Here is a 25,225-nt window from a genome sequence, read left to right as displayed (position 1 = left end):
CGACACCCGCCGGTCAGGCCGCGCTGTCGGAGCCGCTGCCGGTGAACTTGGCGAGGCGTTCGGCCAGCTCACGGGCGTCGGGGTTGTTGCGGCGCTTCTCGGCTTCCTTCTGCAGCGGCTTCATCCGGTCCTTCGTGCGGACCGACTTCAGGCCCTCGGACAGCTCGATCGCCTGGCGGCCCAGGCGGGCGCCGTGGTCGATGTCGCCGTCGAGCAGGTGGTTGATCGACAGCGAGGTGAGGTTGAACGACCGGCTGCGGGTCATGTCCTCGCCGTAGCCGCCGATCGCCTTGGTCAGGGCGGGCACCGCGGTGCGGGTGTACTTCGTGTCCACGGTCTGCGCCAGCTCCGTGTGCACGGTGCCGATCATCGCGGACAGGTCGTTCGCGTCGAAGAACTTCGCCCAGGCGGGCGCCTCGCCGATGTTGGCGCGGGCGAACTCGTCGCGCGCCCGGCCGAGCAGCTTCAACGCCTGGTCGTCGGAGCCCATCTTGGCGTAGGCCCACGCCTCGTTGGCGCAGAGGATGCCGACGGCGAGTTCCGAGCCGGAGTTCTGCGCGGCCAACTGGCCGAGCTGGAACACCTTCAACGCGTCGTCCGGCGCGTTCTGGTGCAGGTAGACGCGGCCCATCCGGTACAGGATGTTGGCCACCAGCTCTTCCTTGCGGCCCTGCTTCGCGAGGCCGAGGGCCTGGCCGAAGTGGTTGCGGGCCGAGTCGTAGAGGCCCGTGTCGAACGAGGTCCAGCCGGCCAGGTTGTGCAGGTCGGCGAGCGCGACGTAGAGGCGCTCCTTGACCAGGTCGGTCGCGTTGGCGCCGAGCATCTGCTGGCCCCAGGAGAGCTGGGCGACCACCGCGTCGCGGCACGAGCCGCCGCCGTACTGGTAGTCCAGGGTGCGCAACGCCCTGGTGGCCGCCTCGACCTGGCGGACGTCGGTCATGCCGATCCGGCCGGGGGCCGGAGTCTGCGCGGGCGATGAAGCCCAAGACCCGGAGTCCGTACCGAACACGGCCGCGCCGACGGTGATGGCGGCGGCGTGCGCGAGGAACTTCCTTCGCTTCACCGACTCGTCCTCCTCAGAATGGGGTGACTCCGCCGTGGCGGCCACCCTCACTGCCGTGGCCTCGTCGTAGGCGAGGCCCATGTACCCCCTGGGCACACCCAAGCCCTGGGCGATCCGCGCGAGGACGTCGTAGGCCATGACCTGGCGTCCCTTGAGGATCTCCGAGACTTCGGACTGCGACTGGCCCGTCAACGCCGCGATCTGGCGCTGCGAGACGCCGTGCCGCCGGAGCAGGCGGTACACCGCGCTGATCTCGCGTCGGGCCAGGGCGTCGCGCATCTCCTGCTGGTCCCAGACGTCTGGTGTAACAGGAGAACTCGGCGAACCGATGGTGTTCAATTGCGCCCCCTCACAGTCCTTTGGGCGTCAACGGCAGAGTAGGGGCACTCCCCCGACTGCGAGAAGTGCCGATCGGCGAGGCTGATCGGCCCTGCCGAACTCCGCTGACCGCTTACCGTGGAACGGCCACCGGCCAGCGCTGTGACGTCCCGATCCGGGTTGAATCATCGCAATCTAAGTTCCGGTAAGCGAGCGAGCACGGAGAGGAACCTGGCTGTGGACCTGATCGAGCGGGCGGTGACCACCTCGGGTGGCCCGACAGCGCCTGCCGTCGCCACGGTCCCCCCTCCGGCCGCTCCGGAGTCCGTCCAGGAGCCGACCGACCTCGGTTCCGGATGGCGCGGCACGACCGGGCACCGTCGCTGGTGGCGCATCCGCTGCAGCGACGTGGTCGACCGGGAGCGCTGCCTCACCGTGATGGTCGACCGGGGCCGCGTGGTCCTGGTCGGTCCGCCCGGTGAGACGGCGGTCCTCTCGGCCGACCAACTCGTACAGCTCAGGGCCGCGCTACGCGAAGCCGCCGAGCAGGCGGAAAGGTGACGGTGACGTTTCGGTGGACGAGATCCTCGGACAAGTTCTTCGCAACGCGGTGTGGGAGCGGTTGGACCTGCTCACGGAGTTGGCCAACGAGGCCGACGCCCCGTCCCTCCTGTCGGTGGCACGTTCCGAGCTCCCTCGGCTGACCGAGGGGTGGCGGGCGCTGCTCGCCGCGCACGAACCGGACGAGAAGGGCAACTGCCCCGAGTGCTCCGGTCGGTGGCGGCAGCAGAAGAGCCCCTGCTCGGTGTGGCGCGCCGCGTACGAGCACCTGGTCGCGGGCGGGTTGGCCCCGCGCCCGGCTCGACACCTCCGATCGGCGCCGGTGACGCCTCCTGTCACCCGGTCGCGCCGGGGAGTGGTTGCTCGAGCCCACTAACGGGCGGCCCCGACCTGTCGTTCCCCCGACGCGACCAGGTCGAGCACCCGCCTACTGGCCGGCGGTCCGGGACGTGCGAACCCCCGACCGCGACGAACGGATCGCCGGCCGGCTGAAACTTCACGAACGGCAGGGCACGACAACTGCACACAGTCATCCGCGGGCCGGTGTTGTGCACACCTTCCCTCCCCGACCGACACCGGTCCGCGGGCACCACCTCGGCCCCGATGTCCGCACCTCCCGCGCGGGCATCGGGGCCGATTCGACCGCTCCTCAGCGGTGCGTGCCGGTCAGCCAGGCCAGGTAGCCGGTCAGCCCCGGGGCCAGGCGGCCGGCCACGTCGAACGCCTTGAGCTGCCACGGGAAGACCACCTCGTCGCGCTCCCGCTCCAGCGCCCGCGCGATCCGGTCCGCCACGGCGTCCGGCGTCACCTCCGGGATGAGCCGCGCCACGCCGGGGATGCGCTCCTCGGCGCCGGGGTTGTTGACGAAGTACCGGCTGCTCACCTTGCCCGGCACGACCTCGGTCACCCCCACCCCGGTGCCGCGCAGGTCGAGCCGCAGCGCCGCGGTCAGCCCGCGCAACGCGTAGCGGGAGGCCGCGTACCCGGTCGCGCCGGGGATCGGCAGCCGGGACACCGGCGAGTTCACCGTGACCACCCGCCCCGACCCGCGGGCCCGCATGCCGGGCAGGAACTCCCTGGTCAGGTGCAGCGCGGCGGTGAACGGCAGGGCGATCATGCCGGCCAGCTCCGCGGTCGGCGTGTCGTCCAGGAACAGCCAGCGGCCCACGCCCGCGTTGTTGACCAGCACGTCCGGCACGCCGACCTCGGCGGTCACCCGTGCGGCGAGCGCGCGGATCTGCTCGACGTCCGCGAGGTCGGCCGACACGGCGAGCGCACGCCCACCGGTCACCGTGATCCGCTCGACCTGCTCGTCCAGCGCTTCACCGCCGCGTGCCACGAGCACGACAACCGAACCGCGCCCCGCGAGCGTCCGGGCCGTCGCCGCGCCGATGCCCTGCGACGCGCCGGTCACCACGGCGACCTTTCCCGACAACCGCACCTGCCACTCCCCCTATGCCACCGAACGGACCCTGGTCACGAGCACTGCCGCGCACAGCGTGGCGAACGCCGAGACGGCGAACAAGCCGCGGTACCCGCCGAGCGACGCCAGCACGAAGGTCGTCAGCAGCGGGGCGACCACCTGCGGCAGCGAGTTGGCGATGTTGAGCACGCCGAGGTCCTTGGCGCGGTCGGACGCGGCCGGCAGCACCTGGGTGAGCAGCGCGAGCGCCACCGCCCAGTAGCCGCCGAAGCCGACGCCGAGCAGCGGCGCGGCGACGAGGGCGGCCGTCCAGGTCGGCCAGGCGACGAGCAGCAGCGCGGCCGCCGCCATCACGGCGGCCGACACCAGCACGTACGGCTTGCGGCGGCCGGTGCGGTCCGACCGCGCGCCCGCGGCGAACGCGCCGATCGCCAGCGCCACGCCGTAGAGCAGCATCAACACCAGCAGGCCGTCCTCGGGCGACGGGTGCCGCACCACGTCGCCGAGGAAGTACAGCAGGTAGAGCGTGCCGAACGCGTTGCCCAGGTTGATCATGAAGTGGGCGCACCACGCCCAGGCGAAGTCCGGGTGCCGCCTCGGCGAGACCCACAGCTCGCGCCACCGCAGCACCGGCCGGTCGGCGCGCGGCAGCCGGGCGTCCGGGGTGATCAGCACGAACGCGCACGCGCCCGCCACGACCAGCGCCGCGCACGCCAGGTACCCCGCGGCCAGGCCGCTGACCAGGACGGTCACCACGACCGCGCCCAGCACCGTGCCGAGCATCTGGGAGATGCCGACCAGCCCGCCGACCTTGGCGCGCTGCCGCACGGGCACCCGGTCGGGCACGGCGGAGGTGAGGCTCGCGAGCATCCCGTTCAGCCCGGCCTGGACGAGGCACCACCCGAGCACCATCACCCCGACGGAGGATGCCGACGACAGCACGGCCAAGCCGACGGCGCCGGTCGCCGCGCCGGCCAGCGTCCACGGGTGCCGCCGCCCGAAGCGGGACGTGGTGCGGTCCGACGACAGCCCGATCAGCGGGTTCGCCACCAGCGCCACGAGCGCGCCCACGCCGGTGACCAGGCCGAACACCGCCTCCTTGCCGGCCGCGTCGAGCAGTTCGGCCTGCTGCGGCAGCAGCACCTGGATCGGCGCGTAGATGGCGAGCCACAGGCCGAGGTTGGCCAGGAAGAGCCACGTCATCCACGACCGGCGGACCGGGACGACCGGTTCCGCCAACGCCTCGGCGGTCACCGCCTGATCCGATCGCGGTACCACTCGTAAGAGGCACGCGGGGTGCGTTGCTGCGTCGCGTAGTCGACGTGGACCAGGCCGAACCGCTGCGAGTACCCGGAGTCCCACTCGAAGTTGTCCAGCAGGGACCACACGAAGTACCCGCGCACGCCGGACTTGAGGGCTTCCTCGATGTGCGCGTCCAGGTACTCGATCCGCTCGGTGTCCTCCGGCGAGTGGGGGTAGCTGCACCCGCTCTCGGTCACGTGGACCGGCGGCAGGTCGGCGAAGCGCGCCCGCAGCAGGGAGATCATCTCCGACAGCCCCGACGGCACGACGGGCCAGCCGAAGCCGGTCTTGGGGTACTCGTCGATGTCGACCAGCTCGAACGGCAGCGGGTTGCCCTCGGACGGCTGCCGCAGCCGGGTCGGGTTGTAGTAGTTCACGCCGTAGAAGTCGAGCGGCGCGGAGGTGATCGCCAGGTCGCCGTCCACGATCGGCAAGCGGTCGGCCAGCGCGTCCGGGTAGCGCCCGGCGAGCTGGGCGTCGGCGTAGAGCCAGTTGTGCAGCTCCGAGTACGCCTCGGCGGCCGGCGCGTCCGCCGGGGTCGCGGGCCAGGCGGGCGTGTGGTTGTTGGCCGTGCCGACCGCGCGCGCCCCGGCCGAGCGCAGGGCCTGCACGGCGAGCCCGTGGGCCAGGTTGAGGTGGTGGGCGGTGGGCAGCGCGTCGTAGAGCAGGGTCTTGCCCGGCGCGTGCTGCCCGGTCGCGTAGCCGAGCAGCGTCACCATCGCGGGCTCGTTGATCGGGATCCACAGCGCGACCCGGTCGGCGAGGCGTGCGGCGACCTCGGCGGCGTACTCGCCGAAGCGGAAGGCGGTGTCGCGGGCGAGCCAGCCGCCCGCCTGCTCCACGGCCAGCGGCGTGTCCCAGTGGTACAGCGTGACCACCGGCGCGATGCCGGAGTCCAGCAGCTCGTCCACCAGGCGGTCGTAGAACGCCAGGTCACCGGCCAGGACCCGCGGCCACGACACGGAGAACCGGTAGGCGTTCACGCCGAGCGACCGCATGAGCCCGACGTCCTCGCGGTAGCGGCGGTAGTGGTCGCACGCGGTGGACGCGTCCTGCCCCTCGAACGCCGGGAACGCGTCCCACACCGACGGCTGCCTGCCCGCGGCGGTGAACGAGCCCTCGATCTGGAAGGCGGAGGTCGACACGCCCCAGAGGAAGTCGTCGGCGCCCGGGGAGTCGGTGGACAGCGTCACGTGAGCCTCCCAAACATGAAAGTTGTTCGGATCGTAGGCGTGTTGCGCGGCGAAGTGAAGTGGAATGGTCCACCACCGGGCACTATGGAGACCCGCCACCCAGTCAGCAGGAGTCGCCGTGACCAGTACGACCCCGCTGCGCCGGCAGCCGGTGCAGCAGCGCAGCGCCAAGCGCGTCGAGCGGATGCTCGAAGCCTGCGCACAGCTCATCGAGGAGGTCGGGTACGACGGAGTCACCACGACACTGATCGCCGAGCGCGCGGGTGTCGCGGTCGGCTCGCTCTACCAGTTCTTCCCGGACAAACGGGCGGTCGTGCAGGCGTTGACCCTGCGGAACCTGGAGAAGTTCATCCAGACGGTGGACGGCCGGTTCACCTCGACCACCCTCGAGCACTGGTGGGACGCCGTCGACTCGATCTTCGACGTCTACGTGTCGATGCACCGCGAGGTGCCCGCGTTCAGCAAGCTGCACTTCGGCGACGTGGTCGACATGCGGTTGCTGGACGACCGGCGCGACAACAACACGGTCATCTCCGACCGCATCGCGGAGATGATCTCGGCCAAGTTCGACATCCCGTTCGCCGAGCTGGAGCTGCCGATCTCGATCGCGGTCGAGGCGGCGGACGGCGTGCTGAACCTCGCGTTCCGCCGCGACCCGGCCGGTGACCAGCGGATCCTGGACGAGGCGAAGGCCATGGTCCGCGGCTACCTGTCGACCCGGCTCCCGGACTAGCCGCGGAGTTTCAGCCGAACGAGTGTCCTTCACCCCGGTAGGTGGGCACGGTCCGCTCCAGCACGTCGCCGCGCACGACGTGGTAGTGGGTGAACCGCTCGGCCAGCTCGCCCGCCTTGGCGTGCCGCAGCCACACGCGGTCGCCGAGGCGCAGCGAGTCGGCCGCCCGGCCCACCACCGGGGTCTGCACCTCGCCCGCGCCCTCCAGCGGCAGCAGCTTCAGGCCGACCGGCAGGTACGGCGTGGGCTGGCGGTCGGGGGTCGCGGTGCCGGAGGCGACGTAGCCGCCCGAGAACAGCGTGGCCACGTGCCGCTTCGGCCGGCGCACGACCGGCAGCGCGAACAGCACGGCCGGCCTGGGCCGGAAACCGCGGTAGCCGTCGAACAGGGTCGGGCCGATCAGCCCGGACCCGGCGGCCAGCTCGGTGACGGACGGGTCGGCGGCGGTGATCTCCAGGCTGCCCGTGCCGCCGCCGTTGACGAACTCCAGGTCGGCGACCCCGCGCACGGCGGCGACCGCGAGCGCGCGGCGCTCGACCAGCTCGGCGGCGGAGTGGCGCTGCATCCAGCGCAGCACCGCGCCGCGCACCGGCCGGCCCGGCGGCCGGTCGCCCAGGCCCGCGATCTGCCCCTCGTAGGCCATCACGCCGACCAGCCGGAACCCCGGCCGGCGCGCGATCTCCGCGGCCAGGGCCCGCGCGTCGCGCGCCGTGTGCACGGGTGACCGCCGCGGGCCGACGTGCAGGCCCGGCACGGGTCGCCACGACACGTCCAGCTCCAGGCACACCCGGATCTCGGGGTGGCCCGCGCCGAGCACGGCGTCGACCAGGTCCAGGTGGTCGGTCGAGTCGACCACGATCGTGGTCCTGGCCAGGGCCTTGTCGTCCTTGGCGAGGTCCTTGAGCGCGCCGGCGTCGGTGGTCGGGTAGGCGACGAGGAGGTCCTCGGACAGGTCGACCGACGACAGCCACAGCGCCTCGGCCAGCGAGTAGCACATGACGCCCGCGAACCCGGGGCGCGCGAGCACCCGCTCCAGCAGCGCGCGGACCCGGACGGACTTGCTCGCCACCCGGATCGGCCGCCCGCCCGCGCGGCGCACGAGGTCGGCCGCGTTGCTGTCGAAGGCGTCCAGGTCGACGATCGCGAACGGCGGGTCGTGCTCCTCCGTCGCGGCGTCCAGGCGCGTGCGGTGCTGCATGGGCTCACGGTACTTGAAAGGTGAATAGCTTTCACCTACGGTGCGTGGAACGCGTCACACCCGGAGGTGGGCATTGGGGTCCCCGTGGACGAACTGGGCGCGCACCGCGTCCGCCGACCCGCACCGGGTGGAGCGGCCGGCGAGCGTCGACGCGCTCGCCGAAGCCGTGGCGGGCGCGTCGCGCGTGCGGCCGCGCGGCAGCGGGCACTCGTTCACCGGCATCGCGGTCGCGCCCGGCGTGGCGATCGACCTCGACGCGTGGACGGGGATCGTCGACGTGTCCGGCACGCTGGTCACGGTCCGGTCCGGCACCACGCTGCGCCGGCTCAACGCCCTGCTCGACGTGCTCGGGCTGGCCATGGCGAACCTCGGCGACATCGACGCGCAGACCGTGGCGGGCGCCATCTCCACCGGCACGCACGGCACCGGCGCGAAGCTCGGCGGCCTGGCCACCCAGGTGGTCGCGCTCGAACTCGTGCTCGCCGACGGGTCGCTCGTGCGGTGCTCGGCCGACGAACGGCCGGAGCTGTTCCACGCGGCCAGGATCGGCCTCGGCGCGCTCGGCGTGATCAGCACGGTGACGCTGCGCTGCGTGCCCGCGTTCGTGCTGCACGCGCGCGAGTTCCCCGGCCGGCTCGACGCGGTGCTGGAGGAGTTCGACCACCTCACCGCGGTCGAGGACCACGTGGAGTTCCACTGGTTCCCGCACTCCGACCGGGTGATCGTGAAGCGGAACAACCGGGTGGACGAGCCCGCCGCGCCGCTGTCGGCGCTGCGCCGGTTCTACGAGTACGAGGTGATGGAGAACACCGCCTTCGGGCTGGTCTGCCGGCTGGCGAAGGCCGTGCCGGCGACCACCAGGGCGCTCAACCGGGTGTGCGGGTCCCTGGTGTCCGAGCGCGACTACCGGGACGTCTCGCACCGGGTCTTCGTCACGCCGCGCCGGGTCCGGTTCGTGGAGAGCGAGTACGCCGTGCCGCGGGCGGCCCTGCACGACGTGCTGCGCGAGCTGCGCGCGGCCGTCGCCGGGCTCGACCACGGCGTCATCGTGCCGGTGGAGGTGCGCGTCGCCCAGGGCGACGACATCTGGCTGTCCACCGCGCACGGGCGTGACACGGCTTACATCGCCGTCCACCAGTACCTCGGCATGCCGTACCGGCGGTACTTCGACGCGTTCGAGCGGATCGCGGGCGCGGTCGGCGGGCGGCCCCACTGGGGCAAGATGCACGGCCTCGCGGCCGACGCCCTGCGCGACCGCTACCCGCGCTTCGACGACTTCCGCCGGGTCCGGGCCGAGGTGGACCCGACCGGCAAGTTCACCAACGACTACCTCGACCGCGTCCTCGGCTGACCGCCCGGTGGCGCACCGCCAGCCACCGGGCGGACGGCACGCCGGTCCGGTCCACGCCGACCGCCGAGGTGCGCGCGCCGCCGCGGACGTGCGCGACGGACGGCTGCGGAGGCGCGGTGCGCCTAGAAGGCGTCGGCGATCGGGGTGTCGCCGCCGATCAGCTCGTACGTCCGGCGCGCCGTGCCCGGGCGGTCCAGGAGCGCCAGCACGACCGCCGCCACGTCGCCCCTCGGTACGGAACCCCGTAGGGGCGTTTCGGCCAGTTCGACCAACCCGGTCGGCTCGTCGTCGGTCAGCCGGCCCGGCCGCAGGATCGTCCAGTCCAGGTCGCGGCCCCGCAGGTCCTCCTCGGCCGCGCCCTTGGCCGCCAGGTAGGCGTCGAACACCTCGTCGCCCGTGGTCCGGCCGATGCCGGCCGAGCTGATCTGGACGAACCGCCGCACCCCGGCCCGCTGCGCCGCCTCGGCGAACAGCACCGCCGCCGCGCGGTCCACCGTGTCCTTGCGCGCCACCCCGCTGCCCGGTCCGGCGCCCGCGGCGAACAGGGCCGCGTCCGCGCCGGTCAGCAGTTCCGCGACCGAAGCGACGTCGGTCGCCTCCAGGTCGCAGTGGACGGGGACACCACCCGCGTCCAGGACGTCCCCGTGGTGGTCCGGGTTGCGGACCAGCGCCGTGGCGCTGTCGCCCCTCGCGGCCAGCAGCCGCTCCACCCACAACGCGATCTTGCCGTGCCCACCCGCGATCACTACCCGCATGGTCCGACCGTAGGTCAGGACGCGGTCGCCAGCACCCGCTCGTAGACCAGTTCGTTCACCCACCGGGTGGTCGCGGTGTCCTCGACCGGCACGGTCTCGTTGCGACCCGCCACGTCCGTGCTGAGCTGGAGGTCCTCGTCGGCCAGCAGGACCGAGACGCCGTAGCGCCGCACCCGCGGCAGGCAGTTGGCCAGGTAGTCGTGCGTGAACACGACCGACGCCGGCAGCACCGCGGCGGCGTTGCCGAAGCGGGCGAACGGCACCGCCGAGGCCAGCGCGGTCCGCCAGTGCCGGGCCACCGCGAGCACGCCCACGATCCGCACCGCGGCGGGCGGCACGCGGCCGTCCATCTCCGGCCAGACCCACGTGGACACCGTCGTGCGGTCCGTCTCCGGGCCCGCGCCCAGGCACACCCGCTCGGCGTGCGCGTCGGCCAGCAGCTCGGCCACCACGATGACCTTGCGCCCCATGAGGACCATCTCGGGCAGCACCACGCCGTGCCAGCCGAGGCGCACCGCCGCGGAGGCGGCCAGCTCCTCGGCGGAGCCGGGCAGTTCGGGAACCGGGATCGCGGTGGCCGACAGCGCCCTGGTGTCGTCGGTGTCCGCGATCCGTGCTGGTGTGCTGCTCACGCCAGGGCCTCCTCGGCAACCACGGCGGGCTGTCCGCCGCGTTTCGACTCGTGCTCTGGGTAAGGCGTACCAGGTGGGACCGTTCGCACCCCCGAGCCAATCGGCGTCCTGCGATCGACGGCGTCGAGCGGTCGGTAACCGGTCGGCGACCGGCGGAGCGACTTCGGTCCGGCGGTGCTGCCGTCTGGGTGACCCCACGCCCCCGCGGACCGCCGAAGGCTGCTCAGCGTGTGCGTCGCTCGCCTGGATCGACCGCCGAACCGACCCCGGTGGCCGGCCCGCCGAGCACCCGACCGACCGCTCGCCGCACCAAATCGACCGACCGCCCCAACGACCCTCACGTTCGGCCGCGGACCACCCGGGTGACAGACATCACGCGGCCGGCATTCCGGGAGGTCGCGAAAAACCGGAAGTCCCACCCACGATCGTGGATGGGACTTCCGGTTTTTGTGGGCGAGGGGGGAGTTGAACCCCCACGTCCTTTCGGACACACGGACCTGAACCGTGCGCGTCTGCCATTCCGCCACTCGCCCGGAGCGACGTGGAGAACACTAGCACGGTCCCCGTCCGGGTTACCAATTGCCCCGTGTACCGGCACGTCGCCCCGGATACGATCGGGGTGGAAGTCGACCGGGTCGGAGGGTTGCCGTGGGCCTCGTACAGCGCTTCGAGCGCCGTCTCGAAGGCATCGTGGGCAACACCTTCGCGCGGGTGTTCGGTGGCAACGTCGTCCCGCAGGAAGTGGCCCAGGCACTGCAGCGGGAGGCGGAGAGCAACATCCGCGAGTTGGCGGGTGGCAGGTTGCTCGCTCCGAACCACTTCCAGGTCCTGCTGGGTCCGCAGGACCACGACCGGCTTGCCGGGGACGGCCAGGATGAACTACGCATCACCCAGCTTCTCGGGGACTCCATCCGGGAGCACCTCGAAGAGAGCGGATGGGACACCTATGGTGACGTCGTAGTCTCCCTGGAGCGCTCCGACGCGCTGCACACGGGACAGTTCCGAACCAGCTCGTCCGTCGACCCCGACGTGAAAGTTGCCAGCCGACGGTCAGCACCACCTCGCACTGCAGGAGACGGATCCATGAGCCAGCCTCCCGGCTACGGACAAGGACAGGGCCAGCCCGCCTACGACCCCTATGCACAGGGCGGCTACGGCCAGCAGCAGCAGGGCTACGACCAGCAGGGGTACGGTCAGCAGCAGCCCGGGTACGACCAGGGCTACGGCCAGCAGCAGGGCTATGACCAGGGTTACGGCCAGCAGGGCTACGACCAGGGCTACGGCCAGCCCCAGCCCGGCTACGACCAGGGTTACGGCCAGCAGCCCGGCTACGACCAGGGCTACGGCCAGCCCCAACCGGGGTACGGCCAGCCCGGCTACGACCAGGGCTACGGCCAGCAGCCCGGGTACGACCAGGGTTACGGCCAGCAGGGCTACGGGCAGCCCGGCTACGACCAGGGCTACGGGCAGCAGGGCTACGGCGACCCGGGGCAGGGCTACGCGCCGCCGGCCGTCCAGTCCGGCCCGCGCCAGCTCAACGCGACGCTGCACCTGGACGACGGTTCCAACCGCACCTACAACCTGAAGCAGGGCGGCAACGTGGTCGGCCGCGGCCAGGAAGCGGACTTCCGGCTCCCCGACACGGGCGTCTCCAGGAGGCACCTGGAGATCACCTGGGACGGGCACAGTGCCATGCTCGCTGATCTCGGTTCGACAAACGGCACCACGGTGAACGGCACTCCAGTGCAGACTTGGCAGCTCGCGGAAGGCGACGTCGTCCGCATCGGCCACTCCTCGCTGGTCTACCGCACCCAGGGCTGAGTCGTCGATCCGGGCGAAGGCGTGACGGCACTCAAGTCAGGAGCGGTTACAACCGGTGCCAGAGCTGGTGATGCAGCTGACCAGAGCGGGTTTCCTCGTCCTGCTCTGGTTGTTCGTGTTGGCTGCGCTTCGAGTGGTCCGCTCCGACCTGTACGCGGCGTCGGGGCTCCGCGTCCCGACGCCCAAGTTCGGCAGGGGCGCTAACAAAGCCGCCCGGGGCACCAAGGCGGCCCGGCAGCTCGTCGTGACCCACGGCGCGCTGGCGGGCACGCGCATCTCCCTGGACGGCAGGCCGATCCTGATCGGCCGCGCGGACGACTCCACGCTCGTGCTGGACGACGACTTCGCGTCGACCCGGCACGCGCGGTTGTCGATGCGCGGCACCGACTGGTACGTGGAGGACCTCGGCTCCACGAACGGCACGTACCTCGACCGGGCGAAGGTCACGGCCCCACTCCGGGTCCCGCTCGGCTCCCCGATCCGAATTGGCAAAACGGTGATCGAGCTGCGCTCATGACCCTCGTCCTCCGATACGCGGCCCGCAGCGACCGGGGCCTGGTCCGCTCGAACAACCAGGACTCCGTGTACGCGGGTCCCCGCCTGCTCGCGCTCGCCGACGGCATGGGCGGCCACGCCGCCGGCGAGGTCGCCAGCAAGGTCGTCATCGCCGCCCTGGCCCCGCTCGACGACGACGAGCCGGGCGACGACCTGCTCGGCCAGCTCCGCGACGCGGTGATCGCCGGCAACGGCGCGATCTCCGAGCTCGTGCAGAGCGACCCCGACCTGGACGGCATGGGCACCACGCTCACCGCCGTGCTGTTCGCGGGCTCGCGGCTGGGCATGGTGCACATCGGCGACTCCCGCGCGTACATGCTGCGCAACGGCACGTTCACGCAGATCACGCACGACGACACGTTCGTCCAGTCGCTGATCGACGAGGGACGGATCACCGAGGAGGAAGCGGCCACGCACCCGCAGCGGTCGCTGCTGCTGCGCGCGTTGACCGGCCACGAGGTGGAGCCGAGGCTGATGGTGCGGGAGGCCCGTCCGGGCGACCGCTACCTGCTGTGCTCGGACGGCCTGTCCGGCGTGGTCAGCATGGAGACGCTGGAAGAGGCGATCCGCATCCCGGACCCGCAGGCGTGCGCGGACCGGATGATCGAGCTGGCGCTCAAGGGCGGCGGCCCCGACAACGTGACGGTCGTCGTCGCCGACGTGGTCGACGTCGACTTCGGGGAGGACGCGCCGATAGTGGGCGGCGCCGCCGGAGACGGCAGCGAAGACCCGCCACCACCCGACTCGCCCGCCTCGCGGGCGAGTTCCATCACGGGGCCCCGACCGCTGCCGCCGCGGGTCGAGCCGATGCCGCCGCCGGACCCCCGGCGGTCGCGCGGCAGCCGGCTCAAGGCGCTCGGCCTGGTGGTCTTCCTGCTCCTGCTGCTGGCCGCGGCGGGTCTGGGCACGCGCTGGTACGTGCTGCGCCAGTACTACGTGGGCACGGCGGACAACGGCGAGGTCGCGGTGTTCCGCGGCGTCACCGGCAGCGTGTTCGGCTTCGACCTGCACCGCCAGGTGGAGGGCTCGTGCCCGCCCGGCGCGCAGGCGTGCGAGCCGATCACGGTGGACGACCTGAAGGTCGCCACCCGGGACGTGGTGCGCAACGGCATCACCGACGTGGACGGGCTGGAGGGCGCCCGGGAGGCGATCCGCCGCCTGCGCACCGAGCAGACGCTGCCGTTCTGCCCGAAGGACAGCACCGGGTCTACGGGCACGGAGACGTCCACCACCACCGCGCCCCCGACGACAACCCCGACCGGGGCGACCACGTCCACCACCGCGGAGGGGACCCCCCTCACCACGCCCGTGCAGAAGCCGGGCACGGATTGCCGAAAGGGTCAGTAGTCGCATGGGTTCGCCGGTCCCCGGCGCTGAGGGCACACCGCTCGCGGCGGCGAGCAGCACGTCGCCCGGGTTGAGGCCGCCCACCCGACGCAGCACCGAGCTGTTCATGCTCGCGTTCGCCGCCACGCTCGTGACGGGCGCGTTGATCCTGGTCGAGGCGAACCAGGAGCAGGAACTGACCATGCGGATCGTGTGGCTGGGCCTGGCCTACCTGGGCCTGCTGACCGTCGCGCACCTCGCGGTGCGCAAATGGGCGCCCTACGCCGATCCGGTGATCATGCCGTGCGTCGCGCTGCTCAACGGCCTGGGCCTGGTCATGATCCACCGGATCGACCTGGCCATGGCCGACGTGAAGCTGCCCGGCAACCAGGTGTGGTCGCCCGCCGCGCCCAAGCAGGTCCTCTGGACGGCGATCGCGCTGGTGCTGTTCTGCACCGCGCTGAAGGTGCTGTCCGACCACCGCACGCTGGCGCGCTACGGCTACACCGCGGGCCTGCTGGGCCTGGTCGCGCTGGTGCTGCCGGGCGTGCTGCCGAGCTTCATCGCGCCGGAGATCAACGGCGCGAAGATCTGGCTGAGCTTCGGCGCGTTCTCCATCCAGCCGGGCGAGTTCGCGAAGATCCTGCTGATGGTCTTCTTCGCCGCGTTCCTGGTGTCGAAGCGCGACCTGTTCACCATCGCCGGCCGCCGGATCCTCGGCCTGGACCTGCCGCGCGCCCGGGACCTGGGCCCGCTGGTCGCCGCGTGGGCGGTCGGCGTGAGCATCATGGTGCTGCAGAAGGACCTGGGCAGCTCGCTGCTGTTCTTCGGCATCGTGCTGGTGCTGCTGTACGTGGCGACCGAGCGGGCCGCGTGGGTGGTGCTGGGCGTGGTGATGTTCTGCGTCGGCGCGGTCGTGGCGTGGAAGCTGTTCGGCCACGTCCAGATCCGGGTGCAGAACTGGCTGGACCCGTTCGCCGACCCGTCCGGGGCGGGCTACCAGATCGTGCAGTCGCTGTTCGGGCTCGGCACCGGCGGGTTGTTCGGCGCGGGACTGGGCGGCGGCCGGCCGGACCAGATCCCCGAGGCCAACACCGACTTCATCACCGCCGTGATCGGCGAGGAGCTGGGCTTCGTCGGGCTGGCCGCGGTGCTGCTGATCTACACCGTGTTCGCGATGCGCGGCCTGCGCAGCGCGCTCGCCGTGCGCGACACGTTCGGCAAGCTCCTCGGGGGCGGCCTGGCGTTCGCGGTGGCGTTCCAGATCTTCATCGTCGTCGGCGGCGTCAGCAAGCTGATCCCGATGACGGGCATCACCGCGCCGTTCCTGTCCTACGGCGGGTCGTCGCTGCTGGCCAACTACATCCTGGTGGCGTTGCTGCTGCGCATCTCGGACGCGGCGCGCGCGCCGAAGTCCACGCCGAAGCCGCGGCCGCAGCAGCCGGCCATCGCCGACCAGTTCACTGTCATGGTGGAGCGTCCCAAATGAACACACCGCTCCGCCGGGTCGGCCTCGCCATGATGGCGATGATGCTCCTGCTGCTCGGCAACGCGACGTACGTGCAGGTCATCAAGGCCGACGACTACCGCAAGAACCCGCTCAACCGCCGGGTGGTGCTGGACCAGTACTCGCGGGAGCGCGGCCAGATCATCTCCGCCGACGGCACGCCGCTGGCCAGCGTGCAGCGGGTCGACGACCGGCTGCGCTACCTGCGCACCTACGCCAACGGCCCCGCGTTCGCGCCGGTGACCGGCTACTTCTCCACGCTGTACGGCGCGGGCGGCATGGAGCGCGCCGAGGACGACCTGCTCAACGGCTCGGACGACCGGCTGTTCGCGCGCCGGGTGTCGGACCTGATCACGGGCCGCGACCCCAAGGGCGGCAGCCTCCAGCTCACCATCGACGCGAAGCTCCAGCAGGCGGCGTTCGAGCGGCTCCAGGGCGTGACCGGCACGGTGGTGGCCATCCGGCCGCAGACCGGCGAGATCCTGGCCATGGCGAGCACCCCGTCCTACGACCCGAACGTGCTCGCCAGCCACGACGTGGACGTGCAGGAAGAGGCGTGGACCGCCTACGACGCGGACGAGTCCAAGCCGATGCTCAACCGCGCGGTGCACGAGAACTACCCGCCCGGCTCGACGTTCAAGCTGGTGGTGACCGCGGCGGCGCTGGCCGAGGGCAAGACCAAGGACAGCGAGGTCGACGGCCGCCCGGTGATCACGCTGCCGGGCACGAACACCCCGCTGCCGAACTTCAACGACACCACCTGCGGCAACGGCGTCACCGCCTCCCTGCAGGAGGCGCTGGCCAAGTCGTGCAACACCGCGTTCGCGGTGCTGGCCGCGGAACTCGGCCCGGAGAAGCTGCGCGACCAGGCGGCCAAGTTCGGCATCGGCGAGCAGGACCTGAAGATCCCGCTGTCGGTCGTGCCCTCGACGCTCGGCCCCATGGCGGACAAGCCGTCGATCTACCAGACCGGCATCGGCCAGAAGGACGTCCGGGTGACGCCGCTGGCCAACGCGGTGCTGGCGGCGACCATCGCCAACGGCGGCGTGCGGATGCAGCCGCACCTGATCGGCAAGATCCTCGCGCCGGACCTCCAGGCGATCAGCGAGACCAAGCCGGACGAGGTCGACGAGGCGATGGAGCCCGCGCAGGCCAACGCGCTGCGCGACATGATGATCGCCTCGGAGAACAACACGGGCGGCGGCGGCAAGCTCAGCGGCGTGACCATCGCGTCGAAGACGGGCACCGCCGAGCACGGCGACGACGTGCGCTCGACCAACCCGCACGCCTGGTACGTGGCGTTCGCGCCGGCCGAGAAGCCCGAGATCGCGATCGCGGTGATCGTGGAGAACGGCGGGCAGCAGGGCCTGTCGGCCACGGGTGGCCGGGTCGCCGCGCCGATCGGCCGCGCGGTCATCGGCGCCTACCTCGGGGGACGCTGATGCTGACCTCCGGCCAGTTGCTCGCCGAGCGGTACCGCCTGTCCAGGCGGATCGCCGTCGGCGGCATGGGCGAGGTCTGGGAGGCCGACGACACCCGGCTCGACCGCAAGGTCGCGGTGAAGGTGCTGAAGGCCGAGCTGAGCGGTGACGCGGAGTTCCTGAACCGGTTCCGGATCGAGGCGCGCACCACCGCGTCGCTCAACCACCCCGGCATCGCCGCGGTGCACGACTACGGCGAGACGGCGTCGGTCCCGGACGGGCCGGAGGACACCGCCTACCTGGTGATGGAGCTGGTCGAGGGCGAGCCGCTGGCCGCGATCATCGCCCGCGGCCGGCTCGGCGCGGACCGCACGCTCGACCTGCTGGAGCAGGCGGGCAACGCGTTGCAGGCCGCGCACGAGCGCGGCCTGGTGCACCGGGACGTGAAGCCCGGCAACATCCTGGTGACGCCGACCGGCAAGGTGAAGATCACCGACTTCGGCATCGCGAAGGCCGCCGACGCCGCGCCCGTCACGCACAGCGGGATGGTCATGGGCACCGCCCACTACATCGCGCCGGAGCAGGCGCTCGGCCACGCCGCCGAGCCCGCGTCGGACGTGTACGCGCTGGCCGTGTGCGGTTACGAGTGCCTGACCGGGCACCGGCCGTTCCTGTCGGAGAACGCGGTGACGGTCGCGATGATGCACATCCGCGACATCGCCCCGCCGCTGCCGCCGGACGTGCCGCCGGGTCCCCGCGCGCTGATCGAGGCGACCCTGGTGAAGGACCCCCGCCAGCGGTACCGCAACGGCGGCGAGTTCGCGTCCGCGGTGAGCGCGGTGCGCGCCGGCCAGCCGCTGCCCGCGCCGTCCGGGCTGGCGATGGCGGTCGGCGCGCCGATGGTCGCGCCGATGACGCCGCCCCCGGCCCACCCCCAGCACCACCACCCGGGCAACCCGGTGACCCACCCCGGGTCGCGCCCCGGCCTGCAACCGGTGCCACCGGCCCTGAACACTCCGCACACGGGCGCTTTCCGTCCGTTGCCGGCGGGTCCACCGCCTCCGGGGCGCAACCGGGTCGTGCTGTGGGTTATGGTCGCTCTGCTGGTGGTCGCGCTGCTGGTGCTCGGCGTGGTCGTGTTGCGCTGGGCGCTGAAGGAGGACGAGGTGCCCGGCGGGGCGACGCAGCAGGGCACCACGAGCGCCCGCCCGTTGGACGACTCGACCGATCGGCTCCCCGGCAAACCGAAGGTGACGATCACGAAATCGGACTTCGTCGACCTGCCGGTGGACGAGGTCGCGAAGCGGCTCTCCGGGCACGGCCTGGCGCCCGAGGTGCATTCCGAGGACGGGGGTGCGCCGCGGGAGCCGGAGCGGTGCCTGGTGACGGACCTGGCGCCGACCGGTGAGGTTGCGATCGGCTCACGGGTCACGGTGACGTGTGTACCGACATGACGCGCGAACGGTACGACTGCGAACGCAAGGCTTGATGGTGAGACCGTTGACGAGGAGCGGGACGAAGCACTGATGAGCACTCCGCGACTGCTCTCCAACCGCTACGAACTGGGTGAGACCCTCGGCTACGGCGGCATGTCGGAGGTGCACAAGGGCCGGGACGTCCGGCTCGGCCGGGACGTGGCCATCAAGGTGCTGCGCGCCGACCTCGCCCGTGACACCCAGTTCCAGGAGCGGTTCCGTCGCGAGGCCCAGAACTCGGCGGCGCTGAACCACCCCGCCATCGTCGCGGTCTACGACACCGGTGAGACCCAGACCGAGTACGGCCCGCTGCCCTACATCGTCATGGAGTTCGTCGACGGGCGGACGCTGCGCGACATCGTCAAGACCCAGGGCCCGCTGTCGGGCAAGCGGGCGATGGAGGTCATGGCCGACGTGTCGGCCGCGCTGGACTTCAGCCACCGGCACGGGATCGTGCACCGGGACGTGAAGCCCGCGAACGTCATGATCACCCGGTCGGGCGCGGTGAAGGTGATGGACTTCGGCATCGCGCGCGCGGTGCACGACGGCCAGGCCGCGGTGACCCAGACCGCCGCCGTGATAGGGACCGCCCAGTACCTGTCGCCGGAGCAGGCCCGCGGCGAGGCGGTGGACGGGCGGTCCGACGTGTACGCGTCGGGCTGCGTGCTGTTCGAGCTGCTGACCGGGGAGCCGCCCTTCACCGGCGACTCGCCCGTGGCGGTGGCCTACCAGCACGTGCGGGAGGACCCGAAGCCGCCGTCGGCGCTGAACCCGAAGGTGTCGCCCGCGCTGGACGCGATCGTGCTGAAGGCGATGGCCAAGGGACCGGCCAACCGCTACCAGTCGGCCGCCGAGCTGCGCGCGGACCTGGTGCGCGTGCTGTCCGGGCAGCGGCCGTCGGCGCCCGCCGTGATGACGGCCGAGGACCGCACCGCGGTGCTGAACCAGTCGTCCGCGCCGCGCACCGAGATCGCCCCCTCCACCGGCGGCGGCCGGCACCGGCCGGCGGCGCAGCGCGACGAGCCGGCCGAGTACGACCCGCTGGCCGAGGAAGAGGAGGAGCGGCGGGCGCGGCGCAAGAAGACGATCATGATCGCGCTGGTCGTCCTGCTCTGCATCGCCGTGCTCGCGCTCGCCACGTGGATCACCACGTCCCTGATGGGCGGCGACGACAACAAGGCGGCGACGGAGAAGGTGACCGTGCCGTCGCTGGTCGGCAAGGAGCAGTCGGCGGCCCGCGCCGAGCTGGAGGGCAAGGAGCTGTCCGTCGAGGTCGAGACGATGCCGTGCCAGCCGGGACCGCAGCCGACGTGCACCGCGGACCAGATCGGCAAGGTGATCTCCACCGACCCGCCCGCGAACCGCGAGGTCGACAAGCGCAGCGTGGTCAAGCTCGTGATCGGCGACGCCCCGCAGGCCGCGCCGGTGCCGAGCGTCACCGGTCTGAGCCCCCAGGACGCCCAGCGCAAGCTCGAAGCCGAGCAGTGGGTCTACCAGCAGGCCACCGAGACCGTCGAGACCGACGACCCGAACCTGGTCGGCAAGGTCGTCTCGCAGTCGCCGTCGGCGGGCACCAGCGCGCCCAAGGGCAGCACCATCACGGTGACGCTGGGCAAGGCGCCCGACACCGTGCAGCTGCCGGACGTGACCGGCCAGACCCTGGAGAACGCGCGGGCGACCCTGGAGGGCAACGGGTTCAAGGTGCAGACCAAGGACGTCGACAGCCCGGAGCCGTTGAACGAGGTCGTGGCCCAGAACCCCGCGCCGGGGCGGCTGGAGAAGGGCACGGTCGTCACGCTGAGCGTGTCCAAGAACAACCAGTTCATCATGCCCGACCTGCGCGGCCTCACCGAGAACCAGGCGCGCAGCAGGCTCAGCCAGGCCGGCTGGACCGGCAACGACCTGGCCGTGAGCGACCGCGAGCCGGTCTCCGAGATCGGCCAGGACAAGAAGATCCTGGACCAGGAGATCAAGCCCGAGGCGCCCGCCGGCAAGAACGCCCGGATCAACGTGATCCTGGGCGACTTCAAGCTCGGCGGACCGACCTCAACCCGGTAGCGGACCCGCGAAAAAGGCCCCCTCCACCGCGGAGGGGGCCTTTTTACGAGACCTACTTCCGGCCGGCCGCCGCGGCGAGTTGGCGCATGCCGTTCTCCAGCTGCGACACGGTCGCCTCGGGCACCTCGAAGCCGCACACGGCCAGCCAGTTCGCCAGCATCCGGTGGCCGCCCTCGGTCAGCACGGACTCCGGGTGGAACTGCACGCCCTCGACCGGCAGCTCCCGGTGGCGCATGGCCATCACGACGCCGGACTCGGTGCGGCCCGTCACCTCGAACTCGGCCGGGACGGTGTCCGGCAGCACGGTCAGCGAGTGGTAGCGGGTGGCGACGAACGGGCTGGGCACGCCCTTCAGCACGCCCGCGCCGTCGTGGTGCACCACACTGGTCTTGCCGTGCAGGAGTTCCGGCGCGAGGTCGACCGTGCCGCCCCACACCGCGCCGATGGCCTGGTGGCCCAGGCACACCCCGAACACGGGGACGCCGCGGTCCGCGCAGTGGCGGATGACGTCCATGCTGCGGCCCGCCTTGTCCGGCGTGCTGGGGCCGGGGCTGACCAGGACGCCGCCGACGTCGTCGACCTCGTCCAGCTCGACGGCGTCGTTGCGCCGCACCACGCACTCGACCCCGAGCTGGGCCAGGTACTGGACGAGGTTGTAGACGAAGCTGTCGTAGTTGTCGACCACGAGCACGCGCATGGCCGCCAGCGTAGCCGTGACCAACCTCTCGCCAGAAGTGAGCTTAGCCTCACCTAACCTGGAGGTATGACCCGTTCCCTGCGCGTCGCCGTCGTCGGCGCCGGCCCCGCCGGCATCTACGCCGCCGACCTCCTCACCAAGTCCGCGGCCGAGTCGGGGACGGACGTCGGCGTCGACCTGTTCGAGCGGCTGCCCGCGCCGTACGGCCTGATCCGGTACGGCGTCGCCCCGGACCACCCGCGCATCAAGGGCATCGTCAACGCCCTGCAACGCGTGCTGGACCGGCCGGGGATCAGGTTCTTCGGCAACGTCGGGTACGGCGTCGACCTCAAGCTGGACGACCTGCGGCACTTCTACGACGCGGTGGTCTTCGCCACCGGCGCGGAGAAGGACCGGCCGCTGGACATCCCCGGCATCGAGCTGGACGGCTCCCACGGCGCGGCCGAGTTCGTCTCCTGGTACGACGGGCACCCCGACGTGCCGCGCACCTGGCCGCTGCGGGCCCGCGAGGTCGCCGTGCTCGGCGTGGGCAACGTCGCGCTCGACGTCGCCCGCGTGCTGGCCAAGACCGCCGACGAGCTGCTGGCCACCGACATCCCGGACACCGTGCACGAAGGGCTGCGGGCCAGCCCGGTCACCGACGTGCACGTCTTCGGCCGCCGCGGCCCGGCGCAGGCCAAGTTCACCCCGCTGGAGCTGCGGGAGCTGGACCACTCGCCCAACGTCGAGGTGGTCGTGCACCCCGAGGGCATCGAGTTCGACGCGGCGAGCATGGCCGCGATCCGGTCGAACAAGCAGGTCGAGATGGTGGTCAAGACCCTGCAGGAGTGGGCGGTCCGCGACGTCCGCGACCGCCCGCGCCGGCTGCACCTGCACTTCCTGCAGGCGCCCGTGGCGGTGCTCGGGTCCGGGTCGGTCACCGGCCTGCGCACCGAGCGGATGGAGCTGACCGGCGACGGCGGCGTGCGCGGCACCGGCGAGTTCACCGACTGGCCCGTGCAGGCGGTCTACCGGGCCGTCGGCTACCTGTCCACGCCCCTGGTCGACCTGCCGTTCGACCACTCCTCCGGCACCGTGCCGCACCGGGCGGGCCGGGTGCTCGACCTGGACGAGCGCGCCGTGCCGGGCGTGTACGTCACCGGCTGGGTCAAGCGCGGCCCGGTCGGCCTCATCGGCCACACCAAGGGCGACGCGCTGGAGACCGTGACCAGCCTGCTCGCCGACGCGCCGGGGCTGCCGCCCGCGCCCGCCCGCGAGCCGGACGCGGTGGTCCGGTTCCTGGAGCAGCGCGCCGTGCCGTTCACCACCGTCGAAGGGTGGCGCCGGCTGGACGCGCACGAGCTGGCCCTCGGCGCCGCCCGCGGCCGCGACCGGGTCAAGGTCGTGGACCGGGCGGAGATGACCGGCATCTGCCGGTCGTAGCGGCTACTGGGGCGTCGTCACGTTGTTGAACGGCAGCTTCGGCTCCGCCCACGGGAACACCACGAACATCAGCAGCGCGACCACCCCGGCCACGAGCACCAGCGCCTCCAGGACGCGCACGGGCAGCGGGCCGGGGAGGTGCCGCCAGATCCACCCGTACATCACTGCTCCTTCATCTCTTCGGGCACGAAACCGGGGGCCTTCGGGTAGCTCATCGTCAGCACCGAGTGCACGATGAGCCGCTGCTTGTCGGAGAACCGCGGGTGGCAGGTGGTCAGCGTCATCAGCGCCACCTGCTGCGCCGCGGGCACCTCGCCCTCGAAGTGCGGCACCGGGTCGATGACCTCGCCCTGCGTGGGCAGCACGATCTCCTGGCCGACGGTCTTGTCGTAGGGCGCGCCGAGCGGCGAGACCTTCTCGCACTTGGGGTCGGCCTGCTTCTGCGCCCACGTCGCCGCCTCGCCGGACTTCGGCAGCACCCGGTAGACGAACCACTGGGTCTGCGTCTCGACCACGATCGCGTCGCACGAGTTCAGCAGGTCCAGGTCGTTGAAGGGCGCGCCCTTGCCGACCCGGTGGCCCGCGACGGAGAAGTTGCCCGGGTCGCCCGGCAGCGCCGTGCCCTTGTAGTGGCCGGGGCCGATCTCCAGGTCCTTGTCGGTGGTGCCCTCGACGATGGAGAACTTGTAGTCCGGGCCGAACGCGGGGATGTACATCTTGGCGAACGCCTGGCCGTCCAGCAGCTCGTACTGGGCGTGGCGCTGCGGGTCGGACTCGACCGTGTTCGAGTTCCACTGCTCGTCCAGCGCCTGCGTGGCGTCGTCCTGCTTGCCCGCCGAGATGAGGTCGGTGACGTACACCTCGTAGACGACGAACAGCAGGATGACCAGGCCGGCCGTGATCAGCAGCTCGCCGATCGCGCGGACGGTCTTGCGGGCCACGCTGTCGGGCGGCGGCGCGGGCTGCTCGTCCTCGTCGTCGTAGTAGTCGTCGTCCTCGTAGAACTCCTCTTCGTCGTCGTAGTCCTCGTAGTCGTCGTCGTAGTCGTCCACGGGCGCGATGACCTCGGTGGGCGGGTCGACGGGGCGAGGGCGACGCGGCGGCCCGGGCGGGCGTGCGCCGGGAGGCGGGGGCAGGCTGCCGGAGAACGCGTTCGTGTAGCGGGTGGCGTCCACGTCCGGCGGCGCGGGCCGGGGCCGCCCGGGGCCGGCGGGGGCCGGCGCGCCGCCGAGGCGGGCGGCCACCTCGGAGGGCGCCGCCCGGCGGGCCGGGTGCTCGACCGCCACCGGCTCGACGTAGGAGGTCTTGTAGGGGTCCACCGGGACGGGCGGCACGTCGTCGCGCCGGGCCCGGCGGCCGGCGGGCGGCGCGTCGGCCGGGAACGGCTCGTCGCCCCGGCGGGCGCGGCGACCGGGCGTCGGCGGCTCGACCGGGTGAGCGTCGTCACGGCGCGCGCGCCGGCCGGCCGGCGGTTCGACCGGGTGGGCGGCGTCGTCCGGCAGCGCCCGGCGGCCGCCGGGCGGGGCCGGCGGGGGCGCCGCGTCGTCGGGGAGCGCACGGCGACCTGCGGCGGGCGGTTCGACGCGGGGCGGGCGTGACTCACCCGGACGGCTGAAACCGCCGGGAGGGGTCGCCGGCCGGTCCGGGTCTCCGAGCCGGCCCGCAGGGCGGTCGAATCCCCCTGGTGGCGTGGGTGGGCGGTCCGCGCCGACGGGTGGCGGGACCGGGCGGTCCGGGCGGCCAACCGGCCGGTCGACACCACCCGGAGGGGTCGATGGCCTGGTGAAACCGCCGGGAGGCGTGGGCGGGCGGTGGCCGGGGAGCGGCGGTTCGCCGGGGACCTGCGGCGGCGGTGGCCCGGGTCGTGGCGGCCGGCCCGGCGGGCCGCCTTGCGGCGGAGGCGGGTCGTAGCTCACCGGAAAACCTCCCAAGCCGAACGTTCCAGAACTACACGGTGCTTCAGGGACCTGCTCGGTTACGTTAACGTGTTCATCCAGCAGTGGACGTGAACTCACGCCCACTGGAGACCTATCCACCCGTCAGGCGAGGACAGCATGCCCAAGTCCAAGGTCCGCAAGAAGGCCGTCTACACGGCGCCTGCCGATCGCCGCACCCCGGTGAAGGTCAAGGCGGCGGGGCCGTCGCACCCCGTCTACATCGCCGTGATGCTCGGCATGATGCTGTTGGGGCTGGCGTGGCTGGTGGTCAACTACATCGCGGGCGAGAAGGTCCCGGTGATGATGGACCTCGGGTCCTGGAACTTCGGCATCGGGTTCGCCCTCATGATCGTCGGTCTGCTGATGACCATGAAATGGCGCTGACCACGCACTACGCGCAGTGGCTGACGGCCCGGACGTGCTCCACGTCCGGGCCGTTCCGCGTTACCCGGTAGTTCACCGCGTTCACCCGAAGGT

At 72.1% G+C, this 25,225-nt stretch carries 24 protein-coding genes and 1 tRNA gene; 14 read left to right on the top strand and 11 right to left on the bottom strand.

Going from position 1 to position 25,225, the window contains the following annotated elements; genetic code table 11:
* Positions 1–13: 13 nt before the first annotated feature.
* The gene (locus tag ACWEFJ_RS07640) at positions 14–1,342 is read right to left on the bottom strand and encodes a helix-turn-helix domain-containing protein (protein WP_378086501.1); all 1,329 of its coding nucleotides are present in this window, start codon (positions 1,340–1,342) and stop codon (positions 14–16) included.
* Between the two features lie 276 nt (positions 1,343–1,618).
* Here ACWEFJ_RS07640 and ACWEFJ_RS07635 point away from each other — a divergent pair, with 276 nt between their 5' ends.
* Both ACWEFJ_RS07635 and ACWEFJ_RS07630 read left to right on the top strand, forming a co-directional pair.
* Complete coding sequence (locus ACWEFJ_RS07635) at positions 1,619–1,942, top strand: hypothetical protein (RefSeq protein ID WP_378086403.1); 324 nt, start codon at positions 1,619–1,621, stop codon at positions 1,940–1,942.
* Between the two features lie 13 nt (positions 1,943–1,955).
* Positions 1,956–2,318, top strand: coding sequence for a hypothetical protein (locus ACWEFJ_RS07630; RefSeq protein WP_310310641.1), 363 nt, complete (start codon positions 1,956–1,958; stop codon positions 2,316–2,318).
* Positions 2,319–2,591: 273 nt separating this feature from the next.
* Here ACWEFJ_RS07630 and ACWEFJ_RS07625 read toward each other — a convergent pair whose 3' ends face one another.
* The 3 genes from ACWEFJ_RS07625 to ACWEFJ_RS07615 are packed head-to-tail and all read right to left on the bottom strand — an operon-like array spanning position 2,592 to position 5,860.
* Positions 2,592–3,383 (bottom strand): SDR family NAD(P)-dependent oxidoreductase, encoded by a 792-nt coding sequence (locus tag ACWEFJ_RS07625; protein WP_449713239.1) that lies wholly within the window; start codon positions 3,381–3,383, stop codon positions 2,592–2,594.
* 12 nt (positions 3,384–3,395) lie between these two features.
* Positions 3,396–4,568 (bottom strand): MFS transporter, encoded by a 1,173-nt coding sequence (locus ACWEFJ_RS07620; protein ID WP_378086499.1) that lies wholly within the window; start codon positions 4,566–4,568, stop codon positions 3,396–3,398.
* A 47-nt stretch (positions 4,569–4,615) separates the two neighbouring features.
* Positions 4,616–5,860 carry a glycoside hydrolase family 1 protein gene (locus tag ACWEFJ_RS07615; RefSeq protein ID WP_449713238.1) on the bottom strand — a complete coding sequence of 415 codons (1,245 nt, stop codon included), beginning with the start codon at positions 5,858–5,860 and terminating at the stop codon, positions 4,616–4,618.
* Positions 5,861–5,924: 64 nt separating this feature from the next.
* On the opposite strand from ACWEFJ_RS07615, the gene ACWEFJ_RS07610 reads away from it, so the two are divergent.
* Positions 5,925–6,593 (top strand): TetR/AcrR family transcriptional regulator, encoded by a 669-nt coding sequence (locus tag ACWEFJ_RS07610; RefSeq protein WP_378086397.1) that lies wholly within the window; start codon positions 5,925–5,927, stop codon positions 6,591–6,593.
* Positions 6,594–6,603: 10 nt separating this feature from the next.
* On the opposite strand, the gene ACWEFJ_RS07605 is transcribed toward ACWEFJ_RS07610, so the two are convergent.
* The gene (locus ACWEFJ_RS07605; RefSeq protein WP_449713237.1) at positions 6,604–7,791 is read right to left on the bottom strand and encodes an amino acid deaminase/aldolase; all 1,188 of its coding nucleotides are present in this window, start codon (positions 7,789–7,791) and stop codon (positions 6,604–6,606) included.
* A gap of 73 nt (positions 7,792–7,864) precedes the next feature.
* Here ACWEFJ_RS07605 and ACWEFJ_RS07600 point away from each other — a divergent pair, with 73 nt between their 5' ends.
* A complete protein-coding gene (locus ACWEFJ_RS07600) occupies positions 7,865–9,142 on the top strand; it encodes a D-arabinono-1,4-lactone oxidase (RefSeq protein WP_378086393.1) in 1,278 nt (425 codons plus the stop codon).
* A 122-nt stretch (positions 9,143–9,264) separates the two neighbouring features.
* Here the strand turns inward: ACWEFJ_RS07600 and ACWEFJ_RS07595 are convergent, their stop codons facing one another.
* The 3 genes from ACWEFJ_RS07595 to ACWEFJ_RS07585 form a co-directional block, all read right to left on the bottom strand.
* Positions 9,265–9,897, bottom strand: coding sequence for an NAD(P)-binding oxidoreductase (locus tag ACWEFJ_RS07595; RefSeq protein ID WP_449713236.1), 633 nt, complete (start codon positions 9,895–9,897; stop codon positions 9,265–9,267).
* Between the two features lie 14 nt (positions 9,898–9,911).
* A complete protein-coding gene (locus tag ACWEFJ_RS07590) occupies positions 9,912–10,529 on the bottom strand; it encodes a hypothetical protein (protein ID WP_449713235.1) in 618 nt (205 codons plus the stop codon).
* A 450-nt stretch (positions 10,530–10,979) separates the two neighbouring features.
* Positions 10,980–11,062: transfer RNA gene (locus tag ACWEFJ_RS07585), tRNA-Leu, on the bottom strand.
* A 115-nt stretch (positions 11,063–11,177) separates the two neighbouring features.
* On the opposite strand from ACWEFJ_RS07585, the gene ACWEFJ_RS07580 reads away from it, so the two are divergent.
* The 7 genes from ACWEFJ_RS07580 to pknB all read left to right on the top strand — a co-directional run bounded on the left by ACWEFJ_RS07580 (position 11,178) and on the right by pknB (position 20,692).
* Entirely contained in the window at positions 11,178–12,350 is a 1,173-nt protein-coding gene (locus ACWEFJ_RS07580; RefSeq protein WP_378086387.1) for an FhaA domain-containing protein, read from the top strand.
* A gap of 55 nt (positions 12,351–12,405) precedes the next feature.
* Positions 12,406–12,867 carry an FHA domain-containing protein FhaB/FipA gene (locus tag ACWEFJ_RS07575; protein WP_378086385.1) on the top strand — a complete coding sequence of 154 codons (462 nt, stop codon included), beginning with the start codon at positions 12,406–12,408 and terminating at the stop codon, positions 12,865–12,867.
* The gene (locus ACWEFJ_RS07570; RefSeq protein ID WP_378086383.1) at positions 12,864–14,252 is read left to right on the top strand and encodes a PP2C family protein-serine/threonine phosphatase; all 1,389 of its coding nucleotides are present in this window, start codon (positions 12,864–12,866) and stop codon (positions 14,250–14,252) included. Before ACWEFJ_RS07575 ends, ACWEFJ_RS07570 begins: the two co-directional genes overlap by 4 nt.
* 4 nt (positions 14,253–14,256) lie before the next feature.
* Complete coding sequence (locus ACWEFJ_RS07565) at positions 14,257–15,720, top strand: FtsW/RodA/SpoVE family cell cycle protein (RefSeq protein WP_378086381.1); 1,464 nt, start codon at positions 14,257–14,259, stop codon at positions 15,718–15,720.
* A complete protein-coding gene (locus ACWEFJ_RS07560) occupies positions 15,717–17,180 on the top strand; it encodes a peptidoglycan D,D-transpeptidase FtsI family protein (RefSeq protein ID WP_378086379.1) in 1,464 nt (487 codons plus the stop codon). The genes ACWEFJ_RS07565 and ACWEFJ_RS07560 overlap by 4 nt, the downstream gene beginning before the upstream one ends.
* Complete coding sequence (locus tag ACWEFJ_RS07555) at positions 17,180–18,613, top strand: serine/threonine-protein kinase (protein ID WP_378086377.1); 1,434 nt, start codon at positions 17,180–17,182, stop codon at positions 18,611–18,613. The genes ACWEFJ_RS07560 and ACWEFJ_RS07555 overlap by 1 nt, the downstream gene beginning before the upstream one ends.
* A 72-nt stretch (positions 18,614–18,685) precedes the next feature.
* Positions 18,686–20,692, top strand: coding sequence for a Stk1 family PASTA domain-containing Ser/Thr kinase (gene pknB / locus ACWEFJ_RS07550; RefSeq protein ID WP_378086375.1), 2,007 nt, complete (start codon positions 18,686–18,688; stop codon positions 20,690–20,692).
* A gap of 52 nt (positions 20,693–20,744) precedes the next feature.
* Here the strand turns inward: pknB and ACWEFJ_RS07545 are convergent, their stop codons facing one another.
* Positions 20,745–21,389 (bottom strand): aminodeoxychorismate/anthranilate synthase component II, encoded by a 645-nt coding sequence (locus ACWEFJ_RS07545; RefSeq protein WP_378086373.1) that lies wholly within the window; start codon positions 21,387–21,389, stop codon positions 20,745–20,747.
* Positions 21,390–21,455: 66 nt separating this feature from the next.
* Here ACWEFJ_RS07545 and ACWEFJ_RS07540 point away from each other — a divergent pair, with 66 nt between their 5' ends.
* The gene (locus ACWEFJ_RS07540) at positions 21,456–22,811 is read left to right on the top strand and encodes an FAD-dependent oxidoreductase (protein ID WP_449713234.1); all 1,356 of its coding nucleotides are present in this window, start codon (positions 21,456–21,458) and stop codon (positions 22,809–22,811) included.
* A gap of 3 nt (positions 22,812–22,814) precedes the next feature.
* Here ACWEFJ_RS07540 and ACWEFJ_RS07535 read toward each other — a convergent pair whose 3' ends face one another.
* Together ACWEFJ_RS07535 and ACWEFJ_RS07530 are read right to left on the bottom strand one after the other, a co-directional pair.
* A complete protein-coding gene (locus tag ACWEFJ_RS07535) occupies positions 22,815–22,973 on the bottom strand; it encodes a hypothetical protein (protein ID WP_170185175.1) in 159 nt (52 codons plus the stop codon).
* Complete coding sequence (locus ACWEFJ_RS07530; protein WP_449713233.1) at positions 22,973–24,130, bottom strand: class E sortase; 1,158 nt, start codon at positions 24,128–24,130, stop codon at positions 22,973–22,975. Before ACWEFJ_RS07530 ends, ACWEFJ_RS07535 begins: the two co-directional genes overlap by 1 nt.
* Before the next feature lie 114 nt (positions 24,131–24,244).
* Between ACWEFJ_RS07530 and ACWEFJ_RS07525 the strand changes: the two genes are divergently transcribed.
* Both ACWEFJ_RS07525 and crgA read left to right on the top strand, forming a co-directional pair.
* Complete coding sequence (locus ACWEFJ_RS07525; protein ID WP_449713232.1) at positions 24,245–24,409, top strand: hypothetical protein; 165 nt, start codon at positions 24,245–24,247, stop codon at positions 24,407–24,409.
* Between the two features lie 456 nt (positions 24,410–24,865).
* Positions 24,866–25,132, top strand: a complete 267-nt coding sequence (gene crgA / locus ACWEFJ_RS07520; RefSeq protein WP_378086239.1) for a cell division protein CrgA — start codon at positions 24,866–24,868, stop codon at positions 25,130–25,132.
* The last annotated feature ends 93 nt before the right edge of the window (positions 25,133–25,225 follow it).

The organism is Actinosynnema sp. NPDC004786 (assembly GCF_053601135.1).
Note: the sequence above shows the minus strand (reverse complement) of the source record. Positions and strands in the feature narration are given on the sequence as shown.

Excerpts from the sequence above, each read along its gene's own strand:
- ACWEFJ_RS07640 (WP_378086501.1), bottom strand. The coding sequence starts at position 1,342 with ATGCGCGACGCCCTGGCCCGACGCGAGATCAGCGCGGTGTACCGCCTG.
- ACWEFJ_RS07620 (WP_378086499.1), bottom strand. The coding sequence starts at position 4,568 with ATGACGTGGCTCTTCCTGGCCAACCTCGGCCTGTGGCTCGCCATCTAC.
- ACWEFJ_RS07610 (WP_378086397.1), top strand. The coding sequence starts at position 5,925 with ATGGTCCACCACCGGGCACTATGGAGACCCGCCACCCAGTCAGCAGGA.
- ACWEFJ_RS07605 (WP_449713237.1), bottom strand. The coding sequence starts at position 7,791 with ATGCAGCACCGCACGCGCCTGGACGCCGCGACGGAGGAGCACGACCCG.
- ACWEFJ_RS07595 (WP_449713236.1), bottom strand. The coding sequence starts at position 9,897 with ATGCGGGTAGTGATCGCGGGTGGGCACGGCAAGATCGCGTTGTGGGTG.
- ACWEFJ_RS07570 (WP_378086383.1), top strand. The coding sequence starts at position 12,864 with ATGACCCTCGTCCTCCGATACGCGGCCCGCAGCGACCGGGGCCTGGTC.
- ACWEFJ_RS07565 (WP_378086381.1), top strand. The coding sequence starts at position 14,257 with ATGGGTTCGCCGGTCCCCGGCGCTGAGGGCACACCGCTCGCGGCGGCG.
- ACWEFJ_RS07560 (WP_378086379.1), top strand. The coding sequence starts at position 15,717 with ATGAACACACCGCTCCGCCGGGTCGGCCTCGCCATGATGGCGATGATG.
- ACWEFJ_RS07555 (WP_378086377.1), top strand. The coding sequence starts at position 17,180 with ATGCTGACCTCCGGCCAGTTGCTCGCCGAGCGGTACCGCCTGTCCAGG.
- pknB (WP_378086375.1), top strand. The coding sequence starts at position 18,686 with ATGAGCACTCCGCGACTGCTCTCCAACCGCTACGAACTGGGTGAGACC.
- ACWEFJ_RS07545 (WP_378086373.1), bottom strand. The coding sequence starts at position 21,389 with ATGCGCGTGCTCGTGGTCGACAACTACGACAGCTTCGTCTACAACCTC.
- ACWEFJ_RS07540 (WP_449713234.1), top strand. The coding sequence starts at position 21,456 with ATGACCCGTTCCCTGCGCGTCGCCGTCGTCGGCGCCGGCCCCGCCGGC.
- ACWEFJ_RS07535 (WP_170185175.1), bottom strand. The coding sequence starts at position 22,973 with ATGTACGGGTGGATCTGGCGGCACCTCCCCGGCCCGCTGCCCGTGCGC.
- crgA (WP_378086239.1), top strand. The coding sequence starts at position 24,866 with ATGCCCAAGTCCAAGGTCCGCAAGAAGGCCGTCTACACGGCGCCTGCC.